20 protein-coding genes and 1 tRNA gene are annotated in these 20865 nt (G+C 37.9%); 11 read left to right on the top strand and 10 right to left on the bottom strand.

The genetic code is table 11. The features are described from left to right. Positions 1–24: 24 nt before the first annotated feature. Positions 25–921: a pantoate--beta-alanine ligase gene (gene panC / locus HMPREF1320_RS10600; RefSeq protein WP_083835400.1), complete on the bottom strand. Its 897-nt coding sequence runs from the start codon at positions 919–921 to the stop codon at positions 25–27. A 56-nt stretch (positions 922–977) separates the two neighbouring features. Between panC and HMPREF1320_RS10595 the strand changes: the two genes are divergently transcribed. The 9 genes from HMPREF1320_RS10595 to HMPREF1320_RS10555 all read left to right on the top strand — a co-directional run bounded on the left by HMPREF1320_RS10595 (position 978) and on the right by HMPREF1320_RS10555 (position 8557). After that, on the top strand, positions 978–1787 hold the full coding sequence (locus HMPREF1320_RS10595) for a glycogen/starch synthase (RefSeq protein ID WP_009411690.1): 810 nt from the start codon (positions 978–980) through the stop codon (positions 1785–1787). A gap of 7 nt (positions 1788–1794) precedes the next feature. Beyond that, positions 1795–3321: a DUF4270 domain-containing protein gene (locus HMPREF1320_RS10590; RefSeq protein ID WP_009418638.1), complete on the top strand. Its 1527-nt coding sequence runs from the start codon at positions 1795–1797 to the stop codon at positions 3319–3321. A gap of 2 nt (positions 3322–3323) precedes the next feature. Beyond that, a complete protein-coding gene (locus HMPREF1320_RS10585; RefSeq protein WP_009751607.1) occupies positions 3324–3647 on the top strand; it encodes a translation initiation factor in 324 nt (107 codons plus the stop codon). A gap of 35 nt (positions 3648–3682) precedes the next feature. After that, positions 3683–4429: a 3-oxoacyl-[acyl-carrier-protein] reductase gene (gene fabG / locus HMPREF1320_RS10580; protein ID WP_009751616.1), complete on the top strand. Its 747-nt coding sequence runs from the start codon at positions 3683–3685 to the stop codon at positions 4427–4429. A 36-nt stretch (positions 4430–4465) separates the two neighbouring features. Continuing rightward, on the top strand, positions 4466–5272 hold the full coding sequence (locus HMPREF1320_RS10575) for an outer membrane protein assembly factor BamD (RefSeq protein WP_034554581.1): 807 nt from the start codon (positions 4466–4468) through the stop codon (positions 5270–5272). A 12-nt stretch (positions 5273–5284) separates the two neighbouring features. Then, on the top strand, positions 5285–5599 hold the full coding sequence (locus HMPREF1320_RS10570) for a DNA-directed RNA polymerase subunit omega (RefSeq protein ID WP_002670957.1): 315 nt from the start codon (positions 5285–5287) through the stop codon (positions 5597–5599). An 88-nt stretch (positions 5600–5687) separates the two neighbouring features. Then, entirely contained in the window at positions 5688–6872 is a 1185-nt protein-coding gene (gene coaBC / locus HMPREF1320_RS10565; protein WP_009751657.1) for a bifunctional phosphopantothenoylcysteine decarboxylase/phosphopantothenate--cysteine ligase CoaBC, read from the top strand. A gap of 36 nt (positions 6873–6908) precedes the next feature. Next, positions 6909–7790, top strand: coding sequence for an ACP S-malonyltransferase (gene fabD, locus HMPREF1320_RS10560; RefSeq protein ID WP_009751644.1), 882 nt, complete (start codon positions 6909–6911; stop codon positions 7788–7790). Then, the gene (locus HMPREF1320_RS10555; protein WP_009751636.1) at positions 7787–8557 is read left to right on the top strand and encodes an ABC transporter ATP-binding protein; all 771 of its coding nucleotides are present in this window, start codon (positions 7787–7789) and stop codon (positions 8555–8557) included. Before fabD ends, HMPREF1320_RS10555 begins: the two co-directional genes overlap by 4 nt. A gap of 188 nt (positions 8558–8745) precedes the next feature. On the opposite strand, the gene HMPREF1320_RS10550 is transcribed toward HMPREF1320_RS10555, so the two are convergent. The 5 genes from HMPREF1320_RS10550 to rocD form a co-directional block, all read right to left on the bottom strand. Continuing rightward, positions 8746–8819: transfer RNA gene (locus HMPREF1320_RS10550), tRNA-Asp, on the bottom strand. Between the two features lie 142 nt (positions 8820–8961). Beyond that, positions 8962–10305 (bottom strand): dGTP triphosphohydrolase, encoded by a 1344-nt coding sequence (gene dgt, locus HMPREF1320_RS10545; RefSeq protein WP_009418643.1) that lies wholly within the window; start codon positions 10303–10305, stop codon positions 8962–8964. A gap of 13 nt (positions 10306–10318) precedes the next feature. Next, positions 10319–10528, bottom strand: a complete 210-nt coding sequence (gene yidD / locus HMPREF1320_RS10540; protein ID WP_002680684.1) for a membrane protein insertion efficiency factor YidD — start codon at positions 10526–10528, stop codon at positions 10319–10321. A gap of 68 nt (positions 10529–10596) precedes the next feature. Continuing rightward, positions 10597–11406: an enoyl-ACP reductase gene (locus HMPREF1320_RS10535; RefSeq protein WP_009751608.1), complete on the bottom strand. Its 810-nt coding sequence runs from the start codon at positions 11404–11406 to the stop codon at positions 10597–10599. A 119-nt stretch (positions 11407–11525) separates the two neighbouring features. Then, positions 11526–12770, bottom strand: coding sequence for an ornithine--oxo-acid transaminase (gene rocD, locus HMPREF1320_RS10530; protein ID WP_009751617.1), 1245 nt, complete (start codon positions 12768–12770; stop codon positions 11526–11528). Between the two features lie 406 nt (positions 12771–13176). Here rocD and HMPREF1320_RS10525 point away from each other — a divergent pair, with 406 nt between their 5' ends. Beyond that, positions 13177–13650: a hypothetical protein gene (locus HMPREF1320_RS10525; protein ID WP_009418655.1), complete on the top strand. Its 474-nt coding sequence runs from the start codon at positions 13177–13179 to the stop codon at positions 13648–13650. A 313-nt stretch (positions 13651–13963) separates the two neighbouring features. Here the strand turns inward: HMPREF1320_RS10525 and HMPREF1320_RS10520 are convergent, their stop codons facing one another. Next, positions 13964–14374 carry a hypothetical protein gene (locus HMPREF1320_RS10520; RefSeq protein WP_009751611.1) on the bottom strand — a complete coding sequence of 137 codons (411 nt, stop codon included), beginning with the start codon at positions 14372–14374 and terminating at the stop codon, positions 13964–13966. A 147-nt stretch (positions 14375–14521) separates the two neighbouring features. Beyond that, positions 14522–15760 carry a sulfate adenylyltransferase subunit 1 gene (locus HMPREF1320_RS10515; protein WP_009751621.1) on the bottom strand — a complete coding sequence of 413 codons (1239 nt, stop codon included), beginning with the start codon at positions 15758–15760 and terminating at the stop codon, positions 14522–14524. An 888-nt stretch (positions 15761–16648) separates the two neighbouring features. Here HMPREF1320_RS10515 and fmt point away from each other — a divergent pair. Further along, on the top strand, positions 16649–17599 hold the full coding sequence (gene fmt / locus HMPREF1320_RS10510) for a methionyl-tRNA formyltransferase (protein WP_009418640.1): 951 nt from the start codon (positions 16649–16651) through the stop codon (positions 17597–17599). A gap of 57 nt (positions 17600–17656) precedes the next feature. Here the strand turns inward: fmt and HMPREF1320_RS10505 are convergent, their stop codons facing one another. Together HMPREF1320_RS10505 and HMPREF1320_RS10500 are read right to left on the bottom strand one after the other, a co-directional pair. After that, positions 17657–18784 carry an aminotransferase class I/II-fold pyridoxal phosphate-dependent enzyme gene (locus HMPREF1320_RS10505; protein ID WP_009751640.1) on the bottom strand — a complete coding sequence of 376 codons (1128 nt, stop codon included), beginning with the start codon at positions 18782–18784 and terminating at the stop codon, positions 17657–17659. A 12-nt stretch (positions 18785–18796) separates the two neighbouring features. Continuing rightward, entirely contained in the window at positions 18797–20827 is a 2031-nt protein-coding gene (locus HMPREF1320_RS10500) for a recombinase (protein ID WP_034554580.1), read from the bottom strand. Positions 20828–20865: the final 38 nt, after the last annotated feature.

Raw genomic sequence — 20865 nt, 5'->3', positions numbered from 1 at the left:
GCAAAGTTTTTTATTACTTTTTACCTAAAAAGCAAGGTTATCAATCAATCTTACTCCCTCGGCGTGTACTACTATAAAAGCACGGTAGTCTTTACCTGCTTCTTTTTTGGTAATAGATTGCAAAGTATGCGCATCGGTAATGGTAAAATACTCTAAGGTGAAGTCGGGCTGTTGAGTAAAGACTCCTTTTACCCAGGCTTCTACTTCGGCAGGGCTATGAGTAGCAAAACGTTCTTTGGCAGCGAGTAGAGTGCTGTAAATAATGGTAGCACGCTGTTTCATTGGCTCGCTGAGGAGAGCATTGCGAGAGCTGAGAGCCAAACCATCGGCATTGCGCACGATTGGGCAAGGAACAATGGTTACTGGCAAGCCCTTTTGTCGCACCATTTGCTGAATAATAAGCAGTTGTTGGTAGTCTTTTTCACCAAAATAAGCTCTATCGGGCATTACAATCTCGAAAAGTTTTTTAACAATCGTGCCTACACCATCGAAATGACCAGGGCGAGAAGTGCCTTCCATCACTTTATCTAATCCTGCAAAGTCGAAAGGTTCAGCGACTACTTCTTCACCATAAATATCGGCTACGGTAGGGGCATAAATGAGTATCTCTTTACTGAACTGAGCAATCTTTTGGGCATCGGCTTCTAAGGTGCGCGGGTATTTCTGCAAATCGGTAGGATTGTTGAACTGCGTAGGGTTCACAAAAATGCTCACTACCGCTATATCATTCTCTTGTTTAGCTTTTTTTATGAGTGATAAATGTCCGTCGTGTAAAGCGCCCATAGTAGGTACTAAACCAATCGTTTTTCCTTGATTTTTAAGGGTTTCCAACAGGTTATGGAGTTCCTTTTGGTGTGTGTAAATCATCGGTATCAAATCTTTTTTGGGTGCAAACTTATATAAAATTATGGATATGTGCATAATTTTTTGTACTTTTGTGCCTTCTAAGAGCTAATTAAAATAACTAATTACTTTTTATGAAAGATAAAAAAGTACTCTACGTATCGTCGGAAGTGTTGCCTTATTCGCCTTATAGCGAGTTGGCAAAGATGTCATTTGAAGCCCCGAGAATGGTGAATAACAATGGAGGGCAGATACGTATTTTTATGCCCAAGTTTGGTAATATCAATGAGCGACGCCATCAGTTGCACGAGGTGATACGCCTTTCGGGGATGAATATTATTATCAATGATATTGATGTACCTCTGATTATTAAAGTAGCTTCTATTCCTAAGGAGCGCATACAGGTTTATTTTATTGACAACGATGAATATTTCAGGCGCACTGGCACACTCTTTGATGGGGAAAACAATATGTACCCAGACAACGATGAGCGTTGTATTTTCTTTGCTAAAGGTATTGTAGAAACTGTTAAAAAGCTCAATTGGTTACCCGATATTATTCATATACACGGTTGGGCATCGGCTTTGTTGCCTCTTTACTTGCGCACCTATTATAAGGATGAACCTATCTTTTCAGAAAGTAAGATTGTTACCTCAGTATTCGATAGCGATTATGAGGGAGCTTTGGACAGTACGCTTATCAATAAAGTGGCTTTTGATGGTATTAGCAAAAAGACGGTAGACCCGCTAAAAAATCCTACTTATTACAATTTGATGCGTGTCGCTATCAAGTATTCGGATGGAGTTGTAGTGGTAAGTGAAGATATGCCTGAGGATTTCCAAACCTACCTAAAAAATCTAAGAAAGCCTGTGCTTTACAACAGTGATAAGGAAACTTTCCAAGATTCTTACCGCGAATTTTACACTAAAATATTAAAGAAATAACAAACGAATGAATAACATACAGAAGATTTTATTTTTTGCTACTATAGTAACACTTTTCAGTGCGTGCTCAAGTAATGATTTTAACGAAATAGATGGTGGACTGCTAAAAAATCCTAACTTTGACACTAATGTATTTACAGCTACTATTCAGGTAAGCCAAGTAAAAGAAAGTGCGGTACAAACTAACGGTTTAGGAGGATATTTATTAGGACAGTATAGCCAAGTTCCCTTTGGTACCAAATCGGCTACCATAGTGGCACAAGTAACATTACCAGCTGTTAATCCGACTTTTGGAAGTAAAACACAAGCCTCTGAAAATAGTGAGAACAAATCAGAAAACGAAACCGTTACAGAAGCTTATCTATACATTCCTTTCTTCAATCCGAATAGTTCTAATAGCAACGCTTCTTACTCTCAAAATGTAGAATATACGTTAGATTCTATCTATGGGAATAGAGATGCGAGCTTTCAAGTGAATGTGAGAGAACTGAACTATTTTTTAAGTGATATTGATACGGATCTCAATGCTAAAATATATTATTCAAACGACACTAATATTACAAGTAATTTAGGTGCTTCTATTGTGTCTAACACTACTAGTACTTACACTATCAGTAATAAAGCTATTACTCGCTATCAGTTTGACAACCCACAAACAAGTGAAGATGAGAGTAAAAAAGTACAAGATGTATTAGCACCAGGGTTGCGTATTCCACTAAGCACAAATTTCTTCCAAACAAAAATTATCAACAAGGAAGGCAGTAGCGAACTTGCTAACGCTAATGAATTTAAAAAATATTTTAAAGGGATTAGTGTCAGTACTTCTAACTTTTCAAAGGATTTAATGATGCTCCTAAATATGGCAAATGCAAAAATAGAGATTGTATATAGCTATGAAACTTCAGGAACTAATTCTACAACTACAGAAACACGTAAAAATCGTTATGAACTTTCACTGAACGGCATTACAGTAAACTTATTTAACAATTCAGGAGAGAGTTTGACCGATAGCAGTAAAATATACCTCAGCGGAGCTTTAGGACAAACAGCTTCTATTACTATTTCGGATACAGATATTGCTAATATTAAGTCACAAAAACTAATGGTAACCGATGCGAGTTTATTGTTATATGTGGATAATTCAGTAAGCTATACAAAAGAGCCTGAACGTCTCTTTATCTATAACACCCAAACAGGAGCTATGCTTGTAGATTATCAGTACGACCCAACATCAAATGCTGATTCGTCTACTTATTCATATCTCTATCACCTAGGAAAATTGCAAAAAGAAAACGGAAAAGGAGCTTTCTACCAATTGAGAATTACCAATCATATTTTAAATCTGGTTAATGAAATAGGAACAAATGTACCTTTGGGAATAGTAATAGCTTCTAATGTAAAAAACACTAATTCAGGAGCATATTTGAGAGACACTAATACAAAAGGCAAAATACTATCTTCAGCAGTGGTTACTCCTTTGGGTACTGTTATAAAAGATGTGAAATTGCGTATCAGCTACACTCAACCTAAATAGTTATGGATTTAAGAGATCAGTTAAAATCACTTTTCCCTGACCATATAGAAGAGGAGATACCTGAAGAAGTTTCGTCTAATATTTGGTTGCAGGATGATCCTTTGCTATGCAAATACGAAAAACGCAAAGGAAAACCCGTAACCGTAATTGAGGGCTATAATGGCGCAGAAGCCGATTTTAAGATTTTGGCTAAAGAACTCAAAACGTACCTTGGCGTAGGGGGAACTGTGAAAAACGATACTATCCTCATACAAGGTGATTACCGCGACACTATTATGCAACTTCTCAAAGAAAAAGGTTTTAAGGTGAAGCGCATAGGCGGTTGAAAACAATTGACAATTCATAATTAACAATTAGTAATATGAAATTATTAGAAGGAAAAACAGCTATTATCACTGGTGCTAGTAGAGGCATTGGGCGTGGTATAGCCAAAGTATTTGCATCCCACGGGGCAAACATTGCTTTTTCGTACAGTTCATCAGTGGATGCTGCAATGGCATTAGAGAAAGAATTAGCTACAAAAGGTGTGAAAGTAAAAGGCTACCAAAGCGATGCTTCTAACTTCGCACAGTCGCAAGAATTTGTAGATGCAGTGGTAGCGGAATTTGGCACAGTTGATATTCTAGTAAACAACGCAGGTATCACTAAAGACAACCTACTGATGCGCATTAGTGAAGAAGATTTTGATAAGGTGATAGAAGTAAATCTCAAATCGGTGTTTAATATGACCAAAGCGGTACAGCGCATTATGCTTAAACAACGTAAAGGTTCTATTATCAATATGAGTAGTGTGGTGGGCGTGAAAGGCAATGCTGGACAGTCAAACTATGCAGCTTCTAAAGCGGGAATTATCGGCTTTACCAAATCGATTGCCTTAGAGTTAGGCTCTCGAAATATCCGTTGCAATGCTATCGCTCCAGGCTTTATAGAAACCGAAATGACGGCTGTACTTGACGAAAAAGTAGTACAAAGCTGGCGTGATGCTATCCCTCTAAAACGTGGCGGACAACCCGAAGATGTAGCGAATGCTTGTGTGTTTTTAGCCTCCGATATGTCGGCTTACATCACAGGGCAAGTGCTCAATGTTGATGGAGGAATGCTCACATAATTTTGTTATATCAGAAAAACTTTTTACTTTTGCCGAATGTTAATAAAAAAATATATCATCATCGGTCTTCTGACTGTGCTCTTTACTTCGTGTGGAGAGTATCAAAAGGCCTTGAAATCAAAAGAAGGAAGCGTAAAATACACTGAGGCTGAAAAGCTATATAAGGCTAAAAAATATAAAAAAGCGACACGCCTTTTTGAACAAATAGCTTCAGAATATGCGGGTAAGCCACAAGGAGAACGTATTTATTATATGTTTGGAGATTCTTACTATCAGCTAAAACAATACAGTTTGGCGTCTTATCAGTTTGAACGACTTCAGAAATTATATCCTCGTAGCGAAAAAGCTACAGAGTCGGCTTTCTTAGAAGCAAAATCGCTTTACTTGGAAACTCCTAAATATAGTGTAGACCAAACTTATACTTATCAGGCTCTTGAGAAATTACAATACTTTTTGGATAGATACTCTGATAGTGAATATGCTAAGGAAGCTAATGAGCTAGCCTTAGACTTAGTAACTCGCTTAGAGAAAAAAGAGTTTGAAATAGCTAAACAATACGACCAAATACGCGACTATCAAGCAGCAATGAAGTCGTTAGACAACTTTTTGACCAATAACCCAGGTAGTGCTTTTAGAGAAGATGCGTTGTACACGCGCTTGCATTCAGCTTACGAGTGGGCTATAAACAGTATAGAAACTAAGAAAGAAGAACGCCTCAATACTGCTAAAGAAGCTTACGACAACTTATTGCGTGCCTACCCTGAAACTAAATACAAAAAGGAAGCAGAGAATATGCTTACGAAAATAAACACATCATTAAAAAGTTTTACATCACAAAAATAATATCATTACATTATGGATTTTAAGAAAATAGATGCTCCTACCACTACTGTTACTTATAACAAATCGGCTATAGAAGCACCTACGGGTAATATTTATGAAGCTATCTCTATTATTGCTAAGAGAGCTAACCAAATAAATGCCGAAATTAAAAAGGAATTGGTAGAAAAATTAGAGGCTTTCGCTACTAATAATGATAGCTTGGAGGAAATCTTTGAGAATAAAGAGCAAATAGAGGTATCTCGTTTTTATGAGCGTCTGCCTAAACCACAAGCTATTGCTGTAAAAGAATGGCTTGAAGGTAAGATTTATTACCGTGAAGCCGAATAGAATTGGGTATTTATAGATTATTTGTTAGGCTTTAAGCAGTAAGCATCCGCTTGCCGTTTAGAGCCTTTTTTAATTATATTTCTAAATTATGAATATAGTACTTGGTATCACTGCGGGTATAGCGGCTTATAAAACACCTCAATTAGTGCGCTTGCTCACCAAAAATGGGCACAATGTAAAAGTAATTCTCACTGAGAATGCAAAAGAGTTTGTAACACCTCTTACCCTTAGTACAGTATCTAAAAACCCTGTACTCACAAGTTTTTCCTCTCCCGAGGGCGCTTGGCATAGCCACGTGGAGTTAGCACTCTGGGCTGATGCAATGCTCATCGCTCCTGCTACTGCCAATACGGTTGCTAAAATGGCACACGGCGTATGCGATAATCTGCTGTTGGCGACTTATTTTTCGGCTAAAACTCCCGTGTTTGTCGCTCCTGCAATGGATTTAGATATGTACGCTCACCCTACGGTTACAGAGAATTTAATTAAATTAAAGTCTTTTGGTAATCATATCATTCCCGCAACTTATGGCGAACTTGCTAGCGGACTTGTAGGACAAGGACGTATGGCTGAACCCGAAGATATAGTGCTGTTTATAGAAAATACACTCACCGAAAATCTTCCTTTTAAGGGTAAAAAAATACTTATCACAGCAGGTCCTACTTATGAGGCTATCGACCCCGTGCGATTTATTGGGAATTTTTCCTCTGGCAAAATGGGGATTGCCCTTGCTAATGAAGCCGTACGACAAGGAGCTGAGGTGCATTTGGTATTAGGCCCCTCTTCCGAAAAGAATATCCACTCACAAATACACTTGCATAGGGTGGTAAGCGCTCAGCAAATGTACGAAGCTGCTGTAACCGAATTCCCTACTTGTGATATCGCTATCCTCTCCGCGGCTGTAGCCGACTATACTCCCGAAATTGTAGCCCCCGAGAAAATAAAAAAGAAAGGCGGTAATCTCAGTCTAACCTTAGTGCCTACAGTGGATATATTAGCATCTTTAGGTAAAATCAAAACGACTCAAACGCTTATTGGTTTTGCTTTAGAAACTGAAAATGAGGTGTCTAATGCCCAAACTAAATTGGAGAAAAAGAACTTAAATGGTATTGTTCTCAACTCGTTGCGCGATACAGGAGCGGGTTTTGGTACTGATACCAATAAAGTTACTTTTATTACTAAAGAAACACAAATCAGTTTTCCTTTAAAAAGCAAAGAAGAAGTCGCTAAAGATATTTTAACACAGATATTTGGCATTCTTATAGAAAAGTAATATCTTTGTATTTTCAATCTCATAAAAATAAAACAAATGAAAGCATACATCTTCCCTGGTCAAGGAGCCCAATTTGTAGGTATGGGGCTTGACTTATATGAAAAATCTGCCGAAGCCAAAGTACTTTTTGAAGTAGCTAATGGTATTCTTGGATTCTCTATTACTGATATAATGTTTAGTGGTACTGATGAAGACCTCAAACAAACCAAAGTTACCCAGCCTTCGATCTTCTTGCACTCAGTTATCCTTAGTAAGGTACTCGGTAAAAATTTTGCTCCTCAAATGGTTGCAGGACATTCATTAGGTGAATTTTCTGCTTTAGTAGCCAATGGGACTCTCTCATTTGAAGATGGTTTGCAATTAGTAGCCAAGCGTGCTGCTGCTATGCAAAAGGCTTGTGAATTACAACCTGGTACAATGGCAGCCGTATTAGGCTTAGACGATAGTAAGGTTGAAGAACTTTGTGCAACAGTTGACGGAATTGTAACCCCTGCCAACTATAATTGCCCAGGTCAGTTAGTGATTTCAGGTGAACTCAAAGCAGTAGAAGTAGCTTGCGAAAAGATGAAAGAAGCAGGTGCTAAGCGTGCTCTTGTATTGCCTGTAGGCGGAGCTTTTCACTCAGTACTGATGAAACCTGCCGAAGAAGAACTAGCAGTAGCGATTGAGCAAACGACTTTCCACAAAACGCTTTGTCCAGTATACCAAAATGTAACTACTACGGCTGTAAGCAATGAAGCTAACATTAAAAAGAACCTCATCAAGCAACTTACTGCTCCTGTGAAATGGACACAAAGTGTACAACAGATGATTGCTGATGGCGCTACCGAATTTATTGAAGTAGGACCTGGCAAAGTTCTACAAGGCTTGGTGAAGAAAATAAACAAAGAGGCAGTGGTAGCTTCAGCAGAAATATGATACAAGTAGAAAATTTACATAAATCTTTTAACGGAACTGAAGTGCTCAAAGGTATTTCTACTACTTTTGAAAAAGGTAAAACAAATCTGATTATCGGGCAAAGTGGTTCAGGTAAAACTGTATTTCTCAAATCACTTTTAGGTCTTTTTACCCCCGATTCAGGTGACATTATCTACGATGGGGTGAAGTACGCTGATATGAAACGCAAAGAACGTGTAGCCTTGCGTCAAAAAATGGGAATGGTATTCCAAGGTAGCGCTTTATTCGACTCTATGACGGTGCTCGAGAATGTGATGTTTCCTTTGAAGATGTTTTCTCAAAAAACACCTGAAGAAATACGCGAGCGTGCTGATATCGTATTGAGTCGCGTAAACCTAGTAAATGCCGAAGATAAATTACCATCAGAAATTTCTGGAGGTATGCAGAAACGGGTAGCTATTGCTCGTGCGATTGTAAACCAACCTAACTACTTGTTTTGCGATGAACCTAACTCAGGGCTAGATCCTAAGACCTCTATCGTAATAGACAACCTTATTCAGGAAATTACGGAAGAGTTTAACATCACTACGGTGATAAATACCCACGATATGAACTCGGTAATGGAAATAGGGGCTAAAATTGTATTCCTTAAAAATGGTTATAAAGAATGGGAAGGCTCTAAAGATACTATTTTCCGCACCGATAACGAAGCTGTTACTGACTTTGTATATTCATCAGAGCTGTTTAAAAAAGTAAGAAAAGCTTATTTAGAAGAACACGAGGATTAGATTAATAATTAAATTCTAAAAAACTGTCTATAAAATTTATAGGCAGTTTTTTTTATTTTAAGAGAATTTATATTCAAAATCTCACTTAAAAAGAAAAGCTCTCCTTGGAGAAAGGAAAGCTTTCATTGGTTTACTATAAACCCGTGTAAAAATATTTACACAAAACAACACAACTAAATCTTATGAAGCGGTCTGGACGGGACTCGAACCCGCGACCCCATGCGTGACAGGCATGTATTCTAACCAGCTGAACTACCAGACCTTCAGTAAATTTGTGCAATTCATTTCTTCATTGCGGTTGCAAAGATACTACTTTTTTTATTACCTGCAAATTTTTAGAGCGTTTTTTTAAACTTTTTTTAATCTTTCTTTATAATATATCTGATAATAAACATATTAAAGTATTAAATATTAAAGGTTGTATTGGCTGTTTTTAGATGTAATTCCACTGCATTACTATCGGTAAGGCTTGCGATATAACAAGTAATGCCCATTACCTTGTCATATAACGAGCCTTTTTTACGATACCTTTCAGGTAACTTTTTAAGCAAAAGTTTATCAAATGATGTCTCACGTCCGTTTTCTTGATTGATAATAGCCGTAAAAAAAATATCTAATAAATGTTGTAAAACCACATAACCCGATACTTCTTTTTCTACAACCTCATCGGATTGATATATACGTTCCACACTACAATCTATTACATCAGTGATTTGGTGACGATATTTACTATCATATAAAAGCGACTGGTGAAATTCTCCTGCCAAGATTGCATCTTCATTTTGCAAGAAAATATCAGTAGCATCTTGTATCAAAGCTCCTATAGCAACTGCACGTAAATAAGCAATACGTTCTTCTTTAGTTTGTAGTTTGCTATATTTATGAGTATTTATCTTATCTGAAATGATACCACCTAAATACTCTAAGGCTACATCTTCGCCTATAAGCCCTAAGTTGATACCGTCTTCAAAGTCTATAATAGTATAACAAATATCGTCGGCTACCTCCACCAAGAAAGCTAAGGGATGACGTGCATAACGCAATTCACCATTTACACTATTAGATTTTAGTCCTAAAGTTTCAGCCACCTCTTTGAAGAATTTTTTATCGCCTTGGAAAAAGCCATATTTCTTATCAGCTATATGGTCAGTAGGACGTACAGGTAGTGATTCTTTAGGATACTTAGTAAAAGCTCCTAAGGTAGCATAAGTAAGCCGTAAACCTCCCTCTGCCCCCAAACGTGTTTCGTTAAGAATTCTAAAACCATTGGCATTCCCTTCAAAACTACACAAATCAGCATACTCGGCTTCTGTGAGTAAATGTTTGATAGCAGTTCCTTTTTTGAATTGAAAAAACTCTCCTATAGCCTTTTCACCACTGTGTCCAAAAGGTGGATTACCAATATCGTGTGCTACCGCCGCCGCTGCAATAATGGCTCCAAAATCGTTTGTTTGGTAACCCAATTCGCGCAAGTGAGGATATTTGGTGAGCACGTGTTTACCCACAGCACGCCCCAAACTACGCCCCACTACCGACACCTCAATACTATGTGTAAGACGTGTGTGTACAAAACTTGTTTTTGAAAGTGGAATTACTTGTGTTTTGTCTTGCAAGCTACGAAAAGCACTTGAAAAGACCACACGGTCATAATCCATATCAAAACTGAGTCGTGTTTCATCTTCATTTTTTCGCAAACGAAGACTAGTATCACCATATTTATTAAGAGAGAGTAAGTTTTCCCAAAGCATTTTTATTGTTTATTTAAGGTACGGGGTCATAGCCACTTCCTCCCCAAGGGTGGCAACTACATATACGCTTAATAGCCAACCAGCCTCCCTTAAAAAAACCGTACTTTTGCAAGGCTTCTAAAGTGTATTGCGAGCAGGTAGGGGTATACCTGCACGTAGGAGGCTTAAGTGGCGAAATGGCTACTTGATAAAAGCGCACTAAATAAATGAAAAGATACTTCATTTCATTAGTTATTAGTCAGTAGTTATTAGCCGTTAGTTTTCTAACTACTAACAACCAATTTCTAACTACTACTTAGTAAATCGTTCAATTACTTCGTTGCTTACACCAGTATTAGAGAAGCCTCCATCGTGGAAAAGGTTTTGCATCGTTACTTTGCGAGTAAGATCGGAGAAGAGAGATACCGTATAATTGGCACAATCTTGAGCGGTGGCATTACCCAGTGGCGACATAGCATCGGCATAGGCAATAAAACCGTCAAAACCTTTTACGCCTTGTCCTGCAGTAGTAGCGGTAGGTGATTGTGAAATGGTATTCACACGCACTTTCTTGTCTTTACCAAAGAAATAGCCAAAACTACGCGCAATAGATTCTAAGTAAGCTTTGTTATCAGCCATATCGTTATAATCAGGGAAGGTGCGTTGTGCTGCCATATAGGTAAGTGCTACAATACTACCCCATTCGTTCATCGCATCGTTCTTATAAAGCACTTGACATACTTTGTGAAAAGAAAGCGCTGAAACGTCCCAACCTTTTTCAGTGTTCACATAGTTAGACTCGGTATAAGGAATGTTTTTGCGCACGTTTACCGACATACCGATAGAGTGCAACACAAAATCCAACTTACCCCCTAAAATCTCCATAGCTTTAGTTACCAAGTTTTGGAGATCGTCCATATTGGTAGCATCGGCAGGAATAATTTCAGAGCCTGTTTTTTCGGCTAAGTTTTTTATTTGTCCCATACGCATTGCTACGGGAGCATTGGTAAGTACAAACTTACCACCTTCTTCGTGTACACGTTCTGCTGTTTTCCAAGCGATAGAATTTTCGTCTAAGGCACCAAAGATGATGCCTCTTTTTCCTTTTAATAAATTATACATAATTTTTTCTTTTATAAAATGAATTTTGTTCCTATGGGGCAAATGTACAAAATATTTCTGTATAAATAAAAAGCTACCTGATGTTTTAGGTAGCTTTCTATCTGTAACAATATAGTGTATTACTTTTCAAGCGCTTTTAAAGCATTGATAATAATAGCAATACATTCTCTTAATTCCGTTTCATTCATTACCAATGGCGGAGCAAATCTAATGATATTGCCGTGAGTAGGTTTAGCTAGCAACCCATTATCGCGCATCCTTAGACAGATATTCCAAGCAGTGTCACTCTCTTCGGTATCGTTGATAACCACCGCATTTAGGAGACCTTTACCACGCACTAAGGTAGCTATGTTCGAGGTTTTGATATAGTTGCTAATTTCTTTGCGGAAAATCTCACCTAAACGAGCGGCATTTTCAGCCAAATGTTCATCTTTTACTACCTGCAAGGCTTCAATCGCTACGGCTGCTGCCAAGGGATTGCCTCCAAAAGTACTACCGTGTTGCCCAGCTTTAATCACGTGCATAATACGGTCATCAGCAAGGACAGCACTCACGGGATATACACCTCCGCTAAGGGCTTTCCCCAGTACCAATATATCAGGTTTTACATTCTCGTGGTCTACTGCTAAACGTTTTCCGGTACGCGCTACTCCTGTTTGTACCTCATCGGCGATAAAGAGTGCATTATACTTTTGGCATAAGGCTTTTGCTCCGCTTAAATACCCCTCAGAAGGAACGTATACACCAGCTTCACCTTGTATAGGTTCTACTAAAAAGCCTGCTACTGTTGCTTTATTATCAGCAAGAACTTGTTCCAAAGCGACTAAATCGTTGTAAGGAACGGAAACAAAACCAGGTGTATAAGGTCCAAAGTTCTTACGCGCATTTTTATCAGATGAAAAAGATACAACTGTAGTGGTACGCCCGTGGAAGTTCTGGTCGCATACGATGATGATGGCAGCGCTTTCAGGCACCCCTTTCTGTTCGTAAGCCCATTTGCGACATATTTTAATAGCTGTTTCTACCGCTTCAGCCCCTGTATTCATCGGGAGGACTTTCTCGAAGCCAAAATACTCGGTTACGTACTTTTCATACACTCCGAGCTTATCGTTGTAGAAAGCGCGAGAAGTGAGTGTAAGAGTTTGCGCTTGGTCAGTAAGTGCTTTGATGATACGTGGGTGGCAGTGACCTTGGTTTACGGCAGAGTAAGACGAAAGGAAATCGTAGTAGCGTTTGCCTTCGACATCCCACACATATACCCCTTGCCCTTTGCTGAGCACTACGGGTAGCGGGTGATAGTTATGTGCACCGTACTGATTTTCGAGTGCCATTGCTTGTTCTGAGGTTAATTTATGTGTTATCATATATTTTGTTATATACTTTTAAAGAAAAAAATAATATTCATCTTATCACAAAGCTTTATTTTCATATTTACTTTGTCTAATAGTAATTTTTCTATCTGTAAAAATCTTAGGCAAAGATACAACAATAAATTAAATAATCCTATATATTCATATAAAAAAGAAGTTTGACACCTAAATCTTTTTTATATGAAACAGTTTATATCGTTTTATATTTGTAGTATTTTTCTTCTCACAGAAATAATTTTGTAGTATTTCTTACTTTTGAACGATAATCTTATTACAGTATTAATTATTGATTTTCTTTGCATTAGCATTAATTTTTTATATTTATAGAAAAAGATTTTTCATAAAAATTTCTTTTTATAAAAAAAATATTATACCTTTGCCTCGATAAAAGATCATAATTATGACAGATACAGTATTACAACCCAAAGGTACAGACGTAAAAACAGATACGGAAGTACAACTGACAGGTGCACAACTACAACAAATGCTTGATGCTCACTGTCAAGATATGAAAGAAGGAATGCCAGGATTTCTTTTTTATGGAATTTTGAGCAGTACTGATGGTTCTATCTTAAGCAAAGCTTCTGCTAATGACGAAGCTTCAAAGATAATTGAGCAAGGCTCTGCTTTTCATCTTACTATTGTTAATCAAGTAAAGAAAGTGGTAGATAGCAATGATGCTTTAGGAAAGTTGGAGTTAGATTACATTCTTATTGAAACAGACAAAATTACGTTTATGTTGATGATTTCAGCTTTAGGAAAATTCTTTTCTATCACCGCTTTAGATAGAGCTAAATCAAATATTGGTATTTCAAGAGCTTTACTTTACAAGTGCAAAAGAGAGTTTGGAACATTATTAGACGACTTTTTTTAGTATTTTTTTTAACAGAAGAAATTATAAAGAGCACAAAGCAGATTGTTTGCTTTGTGCTCTTTTTATATCAATTAAAGTATAAAACTTTTCATAGGATTTGATTATTAGATCATCATTCAGATCTACGGTAGTGTATTGCTATTTTTATCAATGAGAATAATAGTTCTTGAAAGCATCACATACTATAAAAGAGAAACTAATTTTAACTTGTTGTCTTATTTTAGTGAAGTGCAACATATTTTCCAGAAAAAACAAAAAAGCACAAATTTAGAGTGCCTAAATTTGTGCTATGAAGATATTATTTAATATCTTTTTAAAGCTGTTCATCTAATACTATTGCAAAGGGTCTACTTTTTTCAATCAAACCTCTCGCTATTGCTAAATTAGCTTTTTCTCTGTCTAAGGCTAAGAGAATAAAAAATTTTCCTAAATTCGAAATTCCAATTACATAGGTGATTTTATTGGTTTCGATAAGAGTACTATGTGTTTCTTTAATGTCTAATGATTCACTTAAGGCAACCACACTTTTTACTTGTGCTACAATAGTTGAAAAAATAGGAGCGGTTTCTTCTGCAATTGTTGAAAATTCTGGACTGGATGAAGCTTTTGCCATAATAGTTCCTTCAGCAGAATTAAGAATTCCACAAAATAGAAATCCTGGCAAATTAGCTTTCATATCTGAGCAGAGTTTGTTAAGTGCTTCTTGTAATTCTTTACCTGTCATAAATTTAATTTTTTATATGTTATTCTGATGCAAATATATGTATAATATATACAACTATCTATTTTTTAACATTATTTAATGTTATTTATATATACTTTAAGCTTTTTCACTTGAATTATTGTGAAATAAAACAGAAAAATAAACGCATTAATATATCATCACAGCTCCTACGGTAGCGTTGCTGGTTTCATCGATGAGGATAGCACTACCCATTGGAGGATTGCTTTGGAATGCATCGTATACTAATGGGGAAGCCGTTTTGAGTCGGATTTTTGCGATTTCATTGAGTTTTACACTTTCTACACCTTCAGTTTGGTTGAGGGTATTGACGTCTATTTTATACTCTATTTCCTTCACAATTGCTTTTACAAGTTTACTACGCTGTTGCAATAAGTATTTATTGCCTTCGCGCAATTCGCGTTTATCCATCCAGCATACAATAGCCTCGATATCTTGTCCTTGCTGAGGCTCTGCTCCTTGTTTGGCAAAGTAGTCGCCACGAGAAATATCGATATCGTCTTCGATGTGTAGTACTACTGGGTCACCTGCCTTTGCTTCTGCCACTTCTTCGCCGTTATACTCTATCTTACTGAGCTTTGTAGTAATACCTTCCGGTTCTACTATTATCGCATCACCTTTGCGATAAGTGCCCGAAATGACTTCTCCTGCATAACCGCGGTAATCGTGTAAAGCTTCGGTTTGTGGGCGTATTACGTACTGCACCTGAAAACGAGGTTGGTCATAGTTGTTTTTGGTAATTTCTACTGTTTCCAAAAAGTCTAAAAGCGAATTGCCTTTGTACCAAGGCATCGCCTCAGTGGTATTCACGATATTATCGCCTACAAAAGCTGAAATAGGGAAATAGTGCACGCTCTTCAATCCTAAACGTTTGGCAATCTCTTCGTACTCTTGCTTGATATTGTTAAATACCTCTTCGCTATAACCTACCAAGTCCATTTTGTTTACGGTTACCACTACCTCTGGGATATTGAGCAGGGAGGCGATGATTGAATGGCGACGAGTTTGTTCGGTTACGCCATTGCGAGCATCTACCAAAATGATTATGAGCTCGGAATTAGAAGCCCCCGTAATCATATTGCGGGTGTATTGGGTATGACCAGGAGCATCGGCGATGATAAATTTGCGTTTGGGAGTAGCAAAGTAGCGGTAGGCTACATCGATAGTAATCCCTTGTTCGCGTTCAGCACGGAGCCCATCGGTGATGATAGCGAGGTCGATACCATCGTCGTTCTTATTTTTTGATTGTTGTTCCAATGCTTCGAGCTGGTCGGCTAAAATACTTTTGCTATCGTATAACAATCGACCTATAAGGGTACTTTTACCGTCGTCTACGCTACCTGCGGTGATAAATCGTAATATATTCATTTGCTTTATTTCTGTTGAGTAAATATAATTTGGTGCAAAAGTACAAACTAATTGGCAAATTAGCAAATTTGGAACTTAGTAAATGGAGCGCTTGTATTTAAAAACCTAACCCCCGTTCCCCCTTCCCAAAAGGAAGGGGGGCAATCCGCAAAAGCGACTTTCTAAAGAGAAAACATCTAATATTCTCTACTATTTTTTTGTGGTTTATTAATAAAATATAAGCCTATTATTTTAAAAACGAATGCCGTGCTGAGTAAATGAGGCACGAACTACAAGAAATGCAGTAGCAGAGGCGGACTTGTAGAACGAGAGTCAGACAGGTGGGAGGTGCGAGTCACACGGGCGATAGAGGATTAGAGCTATCGGAAGAAAACAGAGAAGTTCGAAAGTGATTAAAGAGTGATTTTGGTGAGAAATGGTCGTTAGGAGGGTATGGTTAGCTTATAGGGAGCTTATAGGAAGCTTATACGAATCTTGGACGATTGGTATAGAAAGAGTATATAAAAAGTTGATTAACACTATGATACAACAATGATAAAAATGTTAAAAACGGGGTTTCGAGGCGAAAGAAAGAGAAATAGGTGCTAGGCCTTAGGCCATAGGCACTAGGAGGGAGTATGACGGAAAATCGGGAATTAGTGATGAGAAAGGCGAATGAAAAATAGAATTTTGTTATATTGAATTGATGTTATTTAACTCTAAGGGGCGAAAGAAGAACCAATAATAACTCGTATTAAAAGTTTTACTACAAAAAACTTTACTATTAATACCAAATTTTATATTTTTGCGCAAAATAAATCAAAGCTAAAAACGAGCTCATCGCTTAACTGAAATAAGAAAATGAGCCTCTGAGACAATTAAAAGATTATAAGGTAAAAGATAAAAAAGATGACAAGTGATAAAATGAGAATTGTATTTATGGGGACACCTGACTTTGCGTTGGCGTCGCTAAAAGCATTAGTAGAGAACCATTACAACGTAGTAGGTGTAGTAACGGTAGCCGATAAACCTTCGGGACGCGGACAGAAGCTACACCAGTCGCCGGTGAAACTCTATGCCGAAAGCAAAGGGATACCGGTATTACAACCCATAAAACTAAAAGATGAAACTTTTGTAAATGCACTGAAAGCCTTACAACCCGATTTGCAAATAGTAGTAGCCTTCCGTATGTTGCCCGAAGTGGTATGGCGATTACCTAAATACGGCACATTCAATCTGCACGCCTCTCTTTTACCTAACTATCGTGGAGCAGCCCCCATCAACTGGGCAATTATCAACGGGGAAAAGGAAACAGGGGTAACGACTTTCTTTATAGACGAGAAGATTGATACGGGAGCTATTATCGCACAAGAGGTTACACCTATTGAGTCTCACGAAACAGCGGGCACCTTACACGACAAACTAATGGTGCAAGGTGCTGAATTGGTACTGAAAACCGTAGATAGCATTGCAGAAGGGACTTGCACTACCCAACCACAAAACAAGGAAGTAACCTTTGCCGAAGCTCCTAAGATATACAAAGAGACTTGTAAGATAGATTGGCAAGCGGAAGGAATGACAATAGAGCGTTTAGTGAGGGGAATGAGCCCCTACCCTACTGCGTGGACAGCGTTTGTACAAAAAGGAGAAGTACTAAATGTAAAAGTATATGATGCTATTTTCGAACCTGTCTCTCATCAATATTCTATTGGGGAACTCTTAGTAGGTAAAAAAGGACTGCGTGTAGCTGTAAAAGATGGTTATATACAGCTATTAGAATTGCAATTACCTGCTAAAAAACGTATGAAAACCAATGACTTGCTGAATGGATTCAGCTTTGATAATACCACAATACTATAATGACGAGTTGTAGCACGACAGGCAATTAAAAAACTTTGGTGAAAATTGATTCTCTAATCAGATAATTGACAAACTGGCTAATTGGCTCATTAACTTTTCGATTTCTTGTTCGGTATTAAAACTGTGCAAGCATATTCTCAGGCGTTCTTGTCCCGCAGGTACGGTGGGTGCTAAAATCGGTAATACGCCTATATCTTGGGCTTGTAGTACTTTGGCAAGTGCTTTCACTCGTTCATTGCCTGCTACTACTATGGCTTGAATAGCCGAATCAGAAGGAATAAAACCCTGTATTTTGTATTTGGCAATTTGCGTTTTAAAATACTGTATATTATGATGCAGTTGTTCTATTGATTTAGTTGTCTGTAAAGTCTCATATCCTGCCCTAATAGTTGCCACACTATGTGGACTCATAGCAGTAGTATATATGAAAGAGCGTGAAAAGTTCACTAAATACTGTATCACCTCATTTGAAGCTAAGACAGCAGCTCCGTGTGCTCCCAAGCCTTTCCCGAAGGTAACGATGCGGGCAAAAATTTCTTCTTCCACCCCCAATGCTTGCACCAATCCACAGCCGTGTTTGCCAAATACTCCTATGGCGTGAGCTTCGTCTACCGCTATATAAGCCCCATACTGCTTTGCTAATGTTACCAAACGCACCAAATCAGGACTATCACCGTCCATTGAAAAAACTGTTTCAGTAACGATGAGCACCGTTTTATCAGGGAAAGCAAACTTTTTTAAGAGCTTTTCTAAATCGTCTAAATCATTATGTTTAAACTTATAGGAGTTGGCTAAACTCAGTGAAATACCGTCGCGTATAGAAGCGTGGCTGTAACTATCGTATAAAATAATATCACCTCGCCCTACGATACAGGAGAAGAATCCCACATTGGCATCATAGCCCGAATTGTACAAAAGAGCTGTTTCGGCGTTATGAAAATGGGCTATATAGCTTTCGGTTTCGGAAAAGATAGGCAAGTTACCCGAAAGCAATCGCGATCCTGTAGCCCCGTGAGGTGCTGTTTGCTGAGGGAGTAATTGAGAGATGCGTTTAGTAATCTCAGAATTTGTACTGAATCCTATATAATCATTGGAGTAGAAATCAATAGCAAAATGGCGTTGTTTGAGACTGCGTAAGGCATTATGAGCTTCACGTTCAGCTAATTTTTCTTTGATGTGTTTCATTTGAATATTCTTTTATTCTTTCTCCTTTACAGGAAAGAAAAAGGCTCTAGGATGTGTTTTAAAGGCTCTCCATACGCAACGACCTAAATATTTTAGTTCTGAAGCAGGTACTTCACGAGAACGCAAGGCTATCCATAGCGACAGACCAAAACTCACAATAAAGTTACCTAAACCGATGATGCCTATCCCTAAGATACACCAAAGGATATTCTCTAAGCTAATGATAAAATTCATACCATACAAGCCATAAGCTAAATTACCACTGGCAAAGGTGATGTGGCGTATATCGATGGGCAAACCGAAGAAATGACCTATTGCCCACGCACTTCCCATAAAGACTCCAAACCAAATATTTGAGACGACACTCGGCCATTTTTGTTGCATCCAGTTAGCAACGCGTTGCATACGTACTTTACCAAAGAAGCCTTTAAGAAAGGGGTGTTCGGAAAGACGATAATAGAAGTTGTTAAAGTTATTTACACTAGCTACGTTGCCTGCTATAATACCCGATAAGAACAGAAATACCCCTGCAATACAAGCGTGCAAAAATACAGGGGTGTGCCATATATTCAGGTCTTCCAAGAGATGTAAACTTTTTTTAGTAGCGATATTGTAACCACTGAGGTAACTCATTCCTATCGCCAAAAGCATAGACACAGGAAAAGCTCCAAACACATTGCCTACAAAGGCGATGAACTGCGAACGGAACAAACGTGTAAAGAGTGCTGAGAATTCGGTGTAGTGTTTCTGTTTTTCTTTATTGTTATCGTTGTCGCTGAGGCTCTCTAAAGTCTTAGCAATCGTAGAAGCCGTCATTGCAGGTTGCTTGGTAGCCAAAGTAGACCCTGTGAGGTAGATGAGCACAAAACCAATAGCGTAGTTAAAACTGTAGTTCAGCGCACGGAAAAAATCACTTTGGTCGGGTTGCATCGACATATAAAGTTTTACCAAACACATAAACCCTACGATAACGCCACCCCACAAAGCTGTTTTGAGCATCTTGAAGTACTCACCGGTAGTAGAAGTAATATAGTGTTCACCCGTCTTGCCGGTATAGTTCGTAATCTCGTAGGTGATGTTATAAACACTATCATCTATCAGCTTTCGAATATTGTTCTTCTTAGAATTAGTTTTCACCATATCTAAGTAGAAGGCAATTGTTTTTTCACATTTATCAGCTTCTTTTTCTATAAACAGATAGTTATAGAGTCGCTTGATGCGTTTTATTTGCTGACGAATGAGCAAAAGAGTTTGGTTCACACTGAACGTCACCCCATATTTAGAAGTATTGGCATCAGCTTTGTTTACGAAATCCTCACACTGACCAGCTAGGATATTCAGCTGTTTATAATCGAGTTCGTGGTCTTGTATATATAAATAAGGCTTATCTTCCTTGGAAAGAGTACGTGCAAGATTGTTCAGCTCATCGTCGAGAGCAATAAAGGGACTATTGAGGTGAGCATATTCAGGCACCATACGGCGCACATCAGTTTGCAAGGCGAGCCCTCCCATACGTTGGGAGAGAATCATTATTGCCAAAAGAATTTGCTTGGAAGTAGTTTTGCTCTCACTATCCTCATAGAAAGTAGATACAGCAAGAATTTCAAAGAGTTCTTTCCAGTTATCTAAAGGAATTTGATGTACCCATTTCACATCGGAAGGACGGTAGAAGAGTTGGTTGAGTACGTATTGTATATTCTCTTCCGAAGGCTGGTCGGGCAAAAGCTGACGACTGATACGACGACGCAATTCTTTGAAGAAAGAAACACTGTTCAGCAGACCAGCATCAGTAAAAAGAATTACTTTTTGTTTATTAGCAAATACATTATGGAGTTTTTCCTTGAAGAAAGCGATGCTATCGGGTTTGTGTTTGATTTCAGTGATGAGTTCATCGATATTGAGAGGAGACTTTTTATTTTTACTTTTGCGACGAAAGTAGTTCACTACATCAAACACGAAGTCAATATCTTCATAGTCTGATGAGTGCATATAAGTCTCAAAGATTTCATAAATAGATTTATATTCTTTTGCGAATCGTAACATATCTTACAATAAATAATTAAGAATTGATAATTTAGAAT

The organism is Capnocytophaga sp. oral taxon 335 str. F0486 (assembly GCF_000277665.1).
In the GTDB taxonomy this organism is placed as follows: Bacteria; Bacteroidota; Bacteroidia; order Flavobacteriales; family Flavobacteriaceae; genus Capnocytophaga; species Capnocytophaga ochracea.
The sequence above is the reverse complement of the archived record's forward strand: the minus strand, read 5'-3'. Positions and strand labels throughout refer to the sequence as shown.

What these genes read in the sequence shown, in the direction of transcription:
- HMPREF1320_RS10585 (WP_009751607.1), top strand. Translation starts at nt 3,324, where the DNA reads ATGGATTTAAGAGATCAGTTAAAATCACTTTTCCCTGACCATATAGAA.
- HMPREF1320_RS10555 (WP_009751636.1), top strand. Translation starts at nt 7,787, where the DNA reads ATGATACAAGTAGAAAATTTACATAAATCTTTTAACGGAACTGAAGTG.
- HMPREF1320_RS10500 (WP_034554580.1), bottom strand. Translation starts at nt 20,827, where the DNA reads ATGTTACGATTCGCAAAAGAATATAAATCTATTTATGAAATCTTTGAG.
- yidD (WP_002680684.1), bottom strand. Translation starts at nt 10,528, where the DNA reads ATGAAGTATCTTTTCATTTATTTAGTGCGCTTTTATCAAGTAGCCATT.
- HMPREF1320_RS10520 (WP_009751611.1), bottom strand. Translation starts at nt 14,374, where the DNA reads ATGACAGGTAAAGAATTACAAGAAGCACTTAACAAACTCTGCTCAGAT.
- HMPREF1320_RS10525 (WP_009418655.1), top strand. Translation starts at nt 13,177, where the DNA reads ATGACAGATACAGTATTACAACCCAAAGGTACAGACGTAAAAACAGAT.
- fmt (WP_009418640.1), top strand. Translation starts at nt 16,649, where the DNA reads ATGACAAGTGATAAAATGAGAATTGTATTTATGGGGACACCTGACTTT.
- coaBC (WP_009751657.1), top strand. Translation starts at nt 5,688, where the DNA reads ATGAATATAGTACTTGGTATCACTGCGGGTATAGCGGCTTATAAAACA.
- fabD (WP_009751644.1), top strand. Translation starts at nt 6,909, where the DNA reads ATGAAAGCATACATCTTCCCTGGTCAAGGAGCCCAATTTGTAGGTATG.
- HMPREF1320_RS10575 (WP_034554581.1), top strand. Translation starts at nt 4,466, where the DNA reads ATGTTAATAAAAAAATATATCATCATCGGTCTTCTGACTGTGCTCTTT.
- HMPREF1320_RS10535 (WP_009751608.1), bottom strand. Translation starts at nt 11,406, where the DNA reads ATGTATAATTTATTAAAAGGAAAAAGAGGCATCATCTTTGGTGCCTTA.
- panC (WP_083835400.1), bottom strand. Translation starts at nt 921, where the DNA reads ATGCACATATCCATAATTTTATATAAGTTTGCACCCAAAAAAGATTTG.
- fabG (WP_009751616.1), top strand. Translation starts at nt 3,683, where the DNA reads ATGAAATTATTAGAAGGAAAAACAGCTATTATCACTGGTGCTAGTAGA.
- HMPREF1320_RS10570 (WP_002670957.1), top strand. Translation starts at nt 5,285, where the DNA reads ATGGATTTTAAGAAAATAGATGCTCCTACCACTACTGTTACTTATAAC.
- rocD (WP_009751617.1), bottom strand. Translation starts at nt 12,770, where the DNA reads ATGATAACACATAAATTAACCTCAGAACAAGCAATGGCACTCGAAAAT.
- dgt (WP_009418643.1), bottom strand. Translation starts at nt 10,305, where the DNA reads ATGCTTTGGGAAAACTTACTCTCTCTTAATAAATATGGTGATACTAGT.
- HMPREF1320_RS10595 (WP_009411690.1), top strand. Translation starts at nt 978, where the DNA reads ATGAAAGATAAAAAAGTACTCTACGTATCGTCGGAAGTGTTGCCTTAT.
- HMPREF1320_RS10590 (WP_009418638.1), top strand. Translation starts at nt 1,795, where the DNA reads ATGAATAACATACAGAAGATTTTATTTTTTGCTACTATAGTAACACTT.
- HMPREF1320_RS10505 (WP_009751640.1), bottom strand. Translation starts at nt 18,784, where the DNA reads ATGAAACACATCAAAGAAAAATTAGCTGAACGTGAAGCTCATAATGCC.
- HMPREF1320_RS10515 (WP_009751621.1), bottom strand. Translation starts at nt 15,760, where the DNA reads ATGAATATATTACGATTTATCACCGCAGGTAGCGTAGACGACGGTAAA.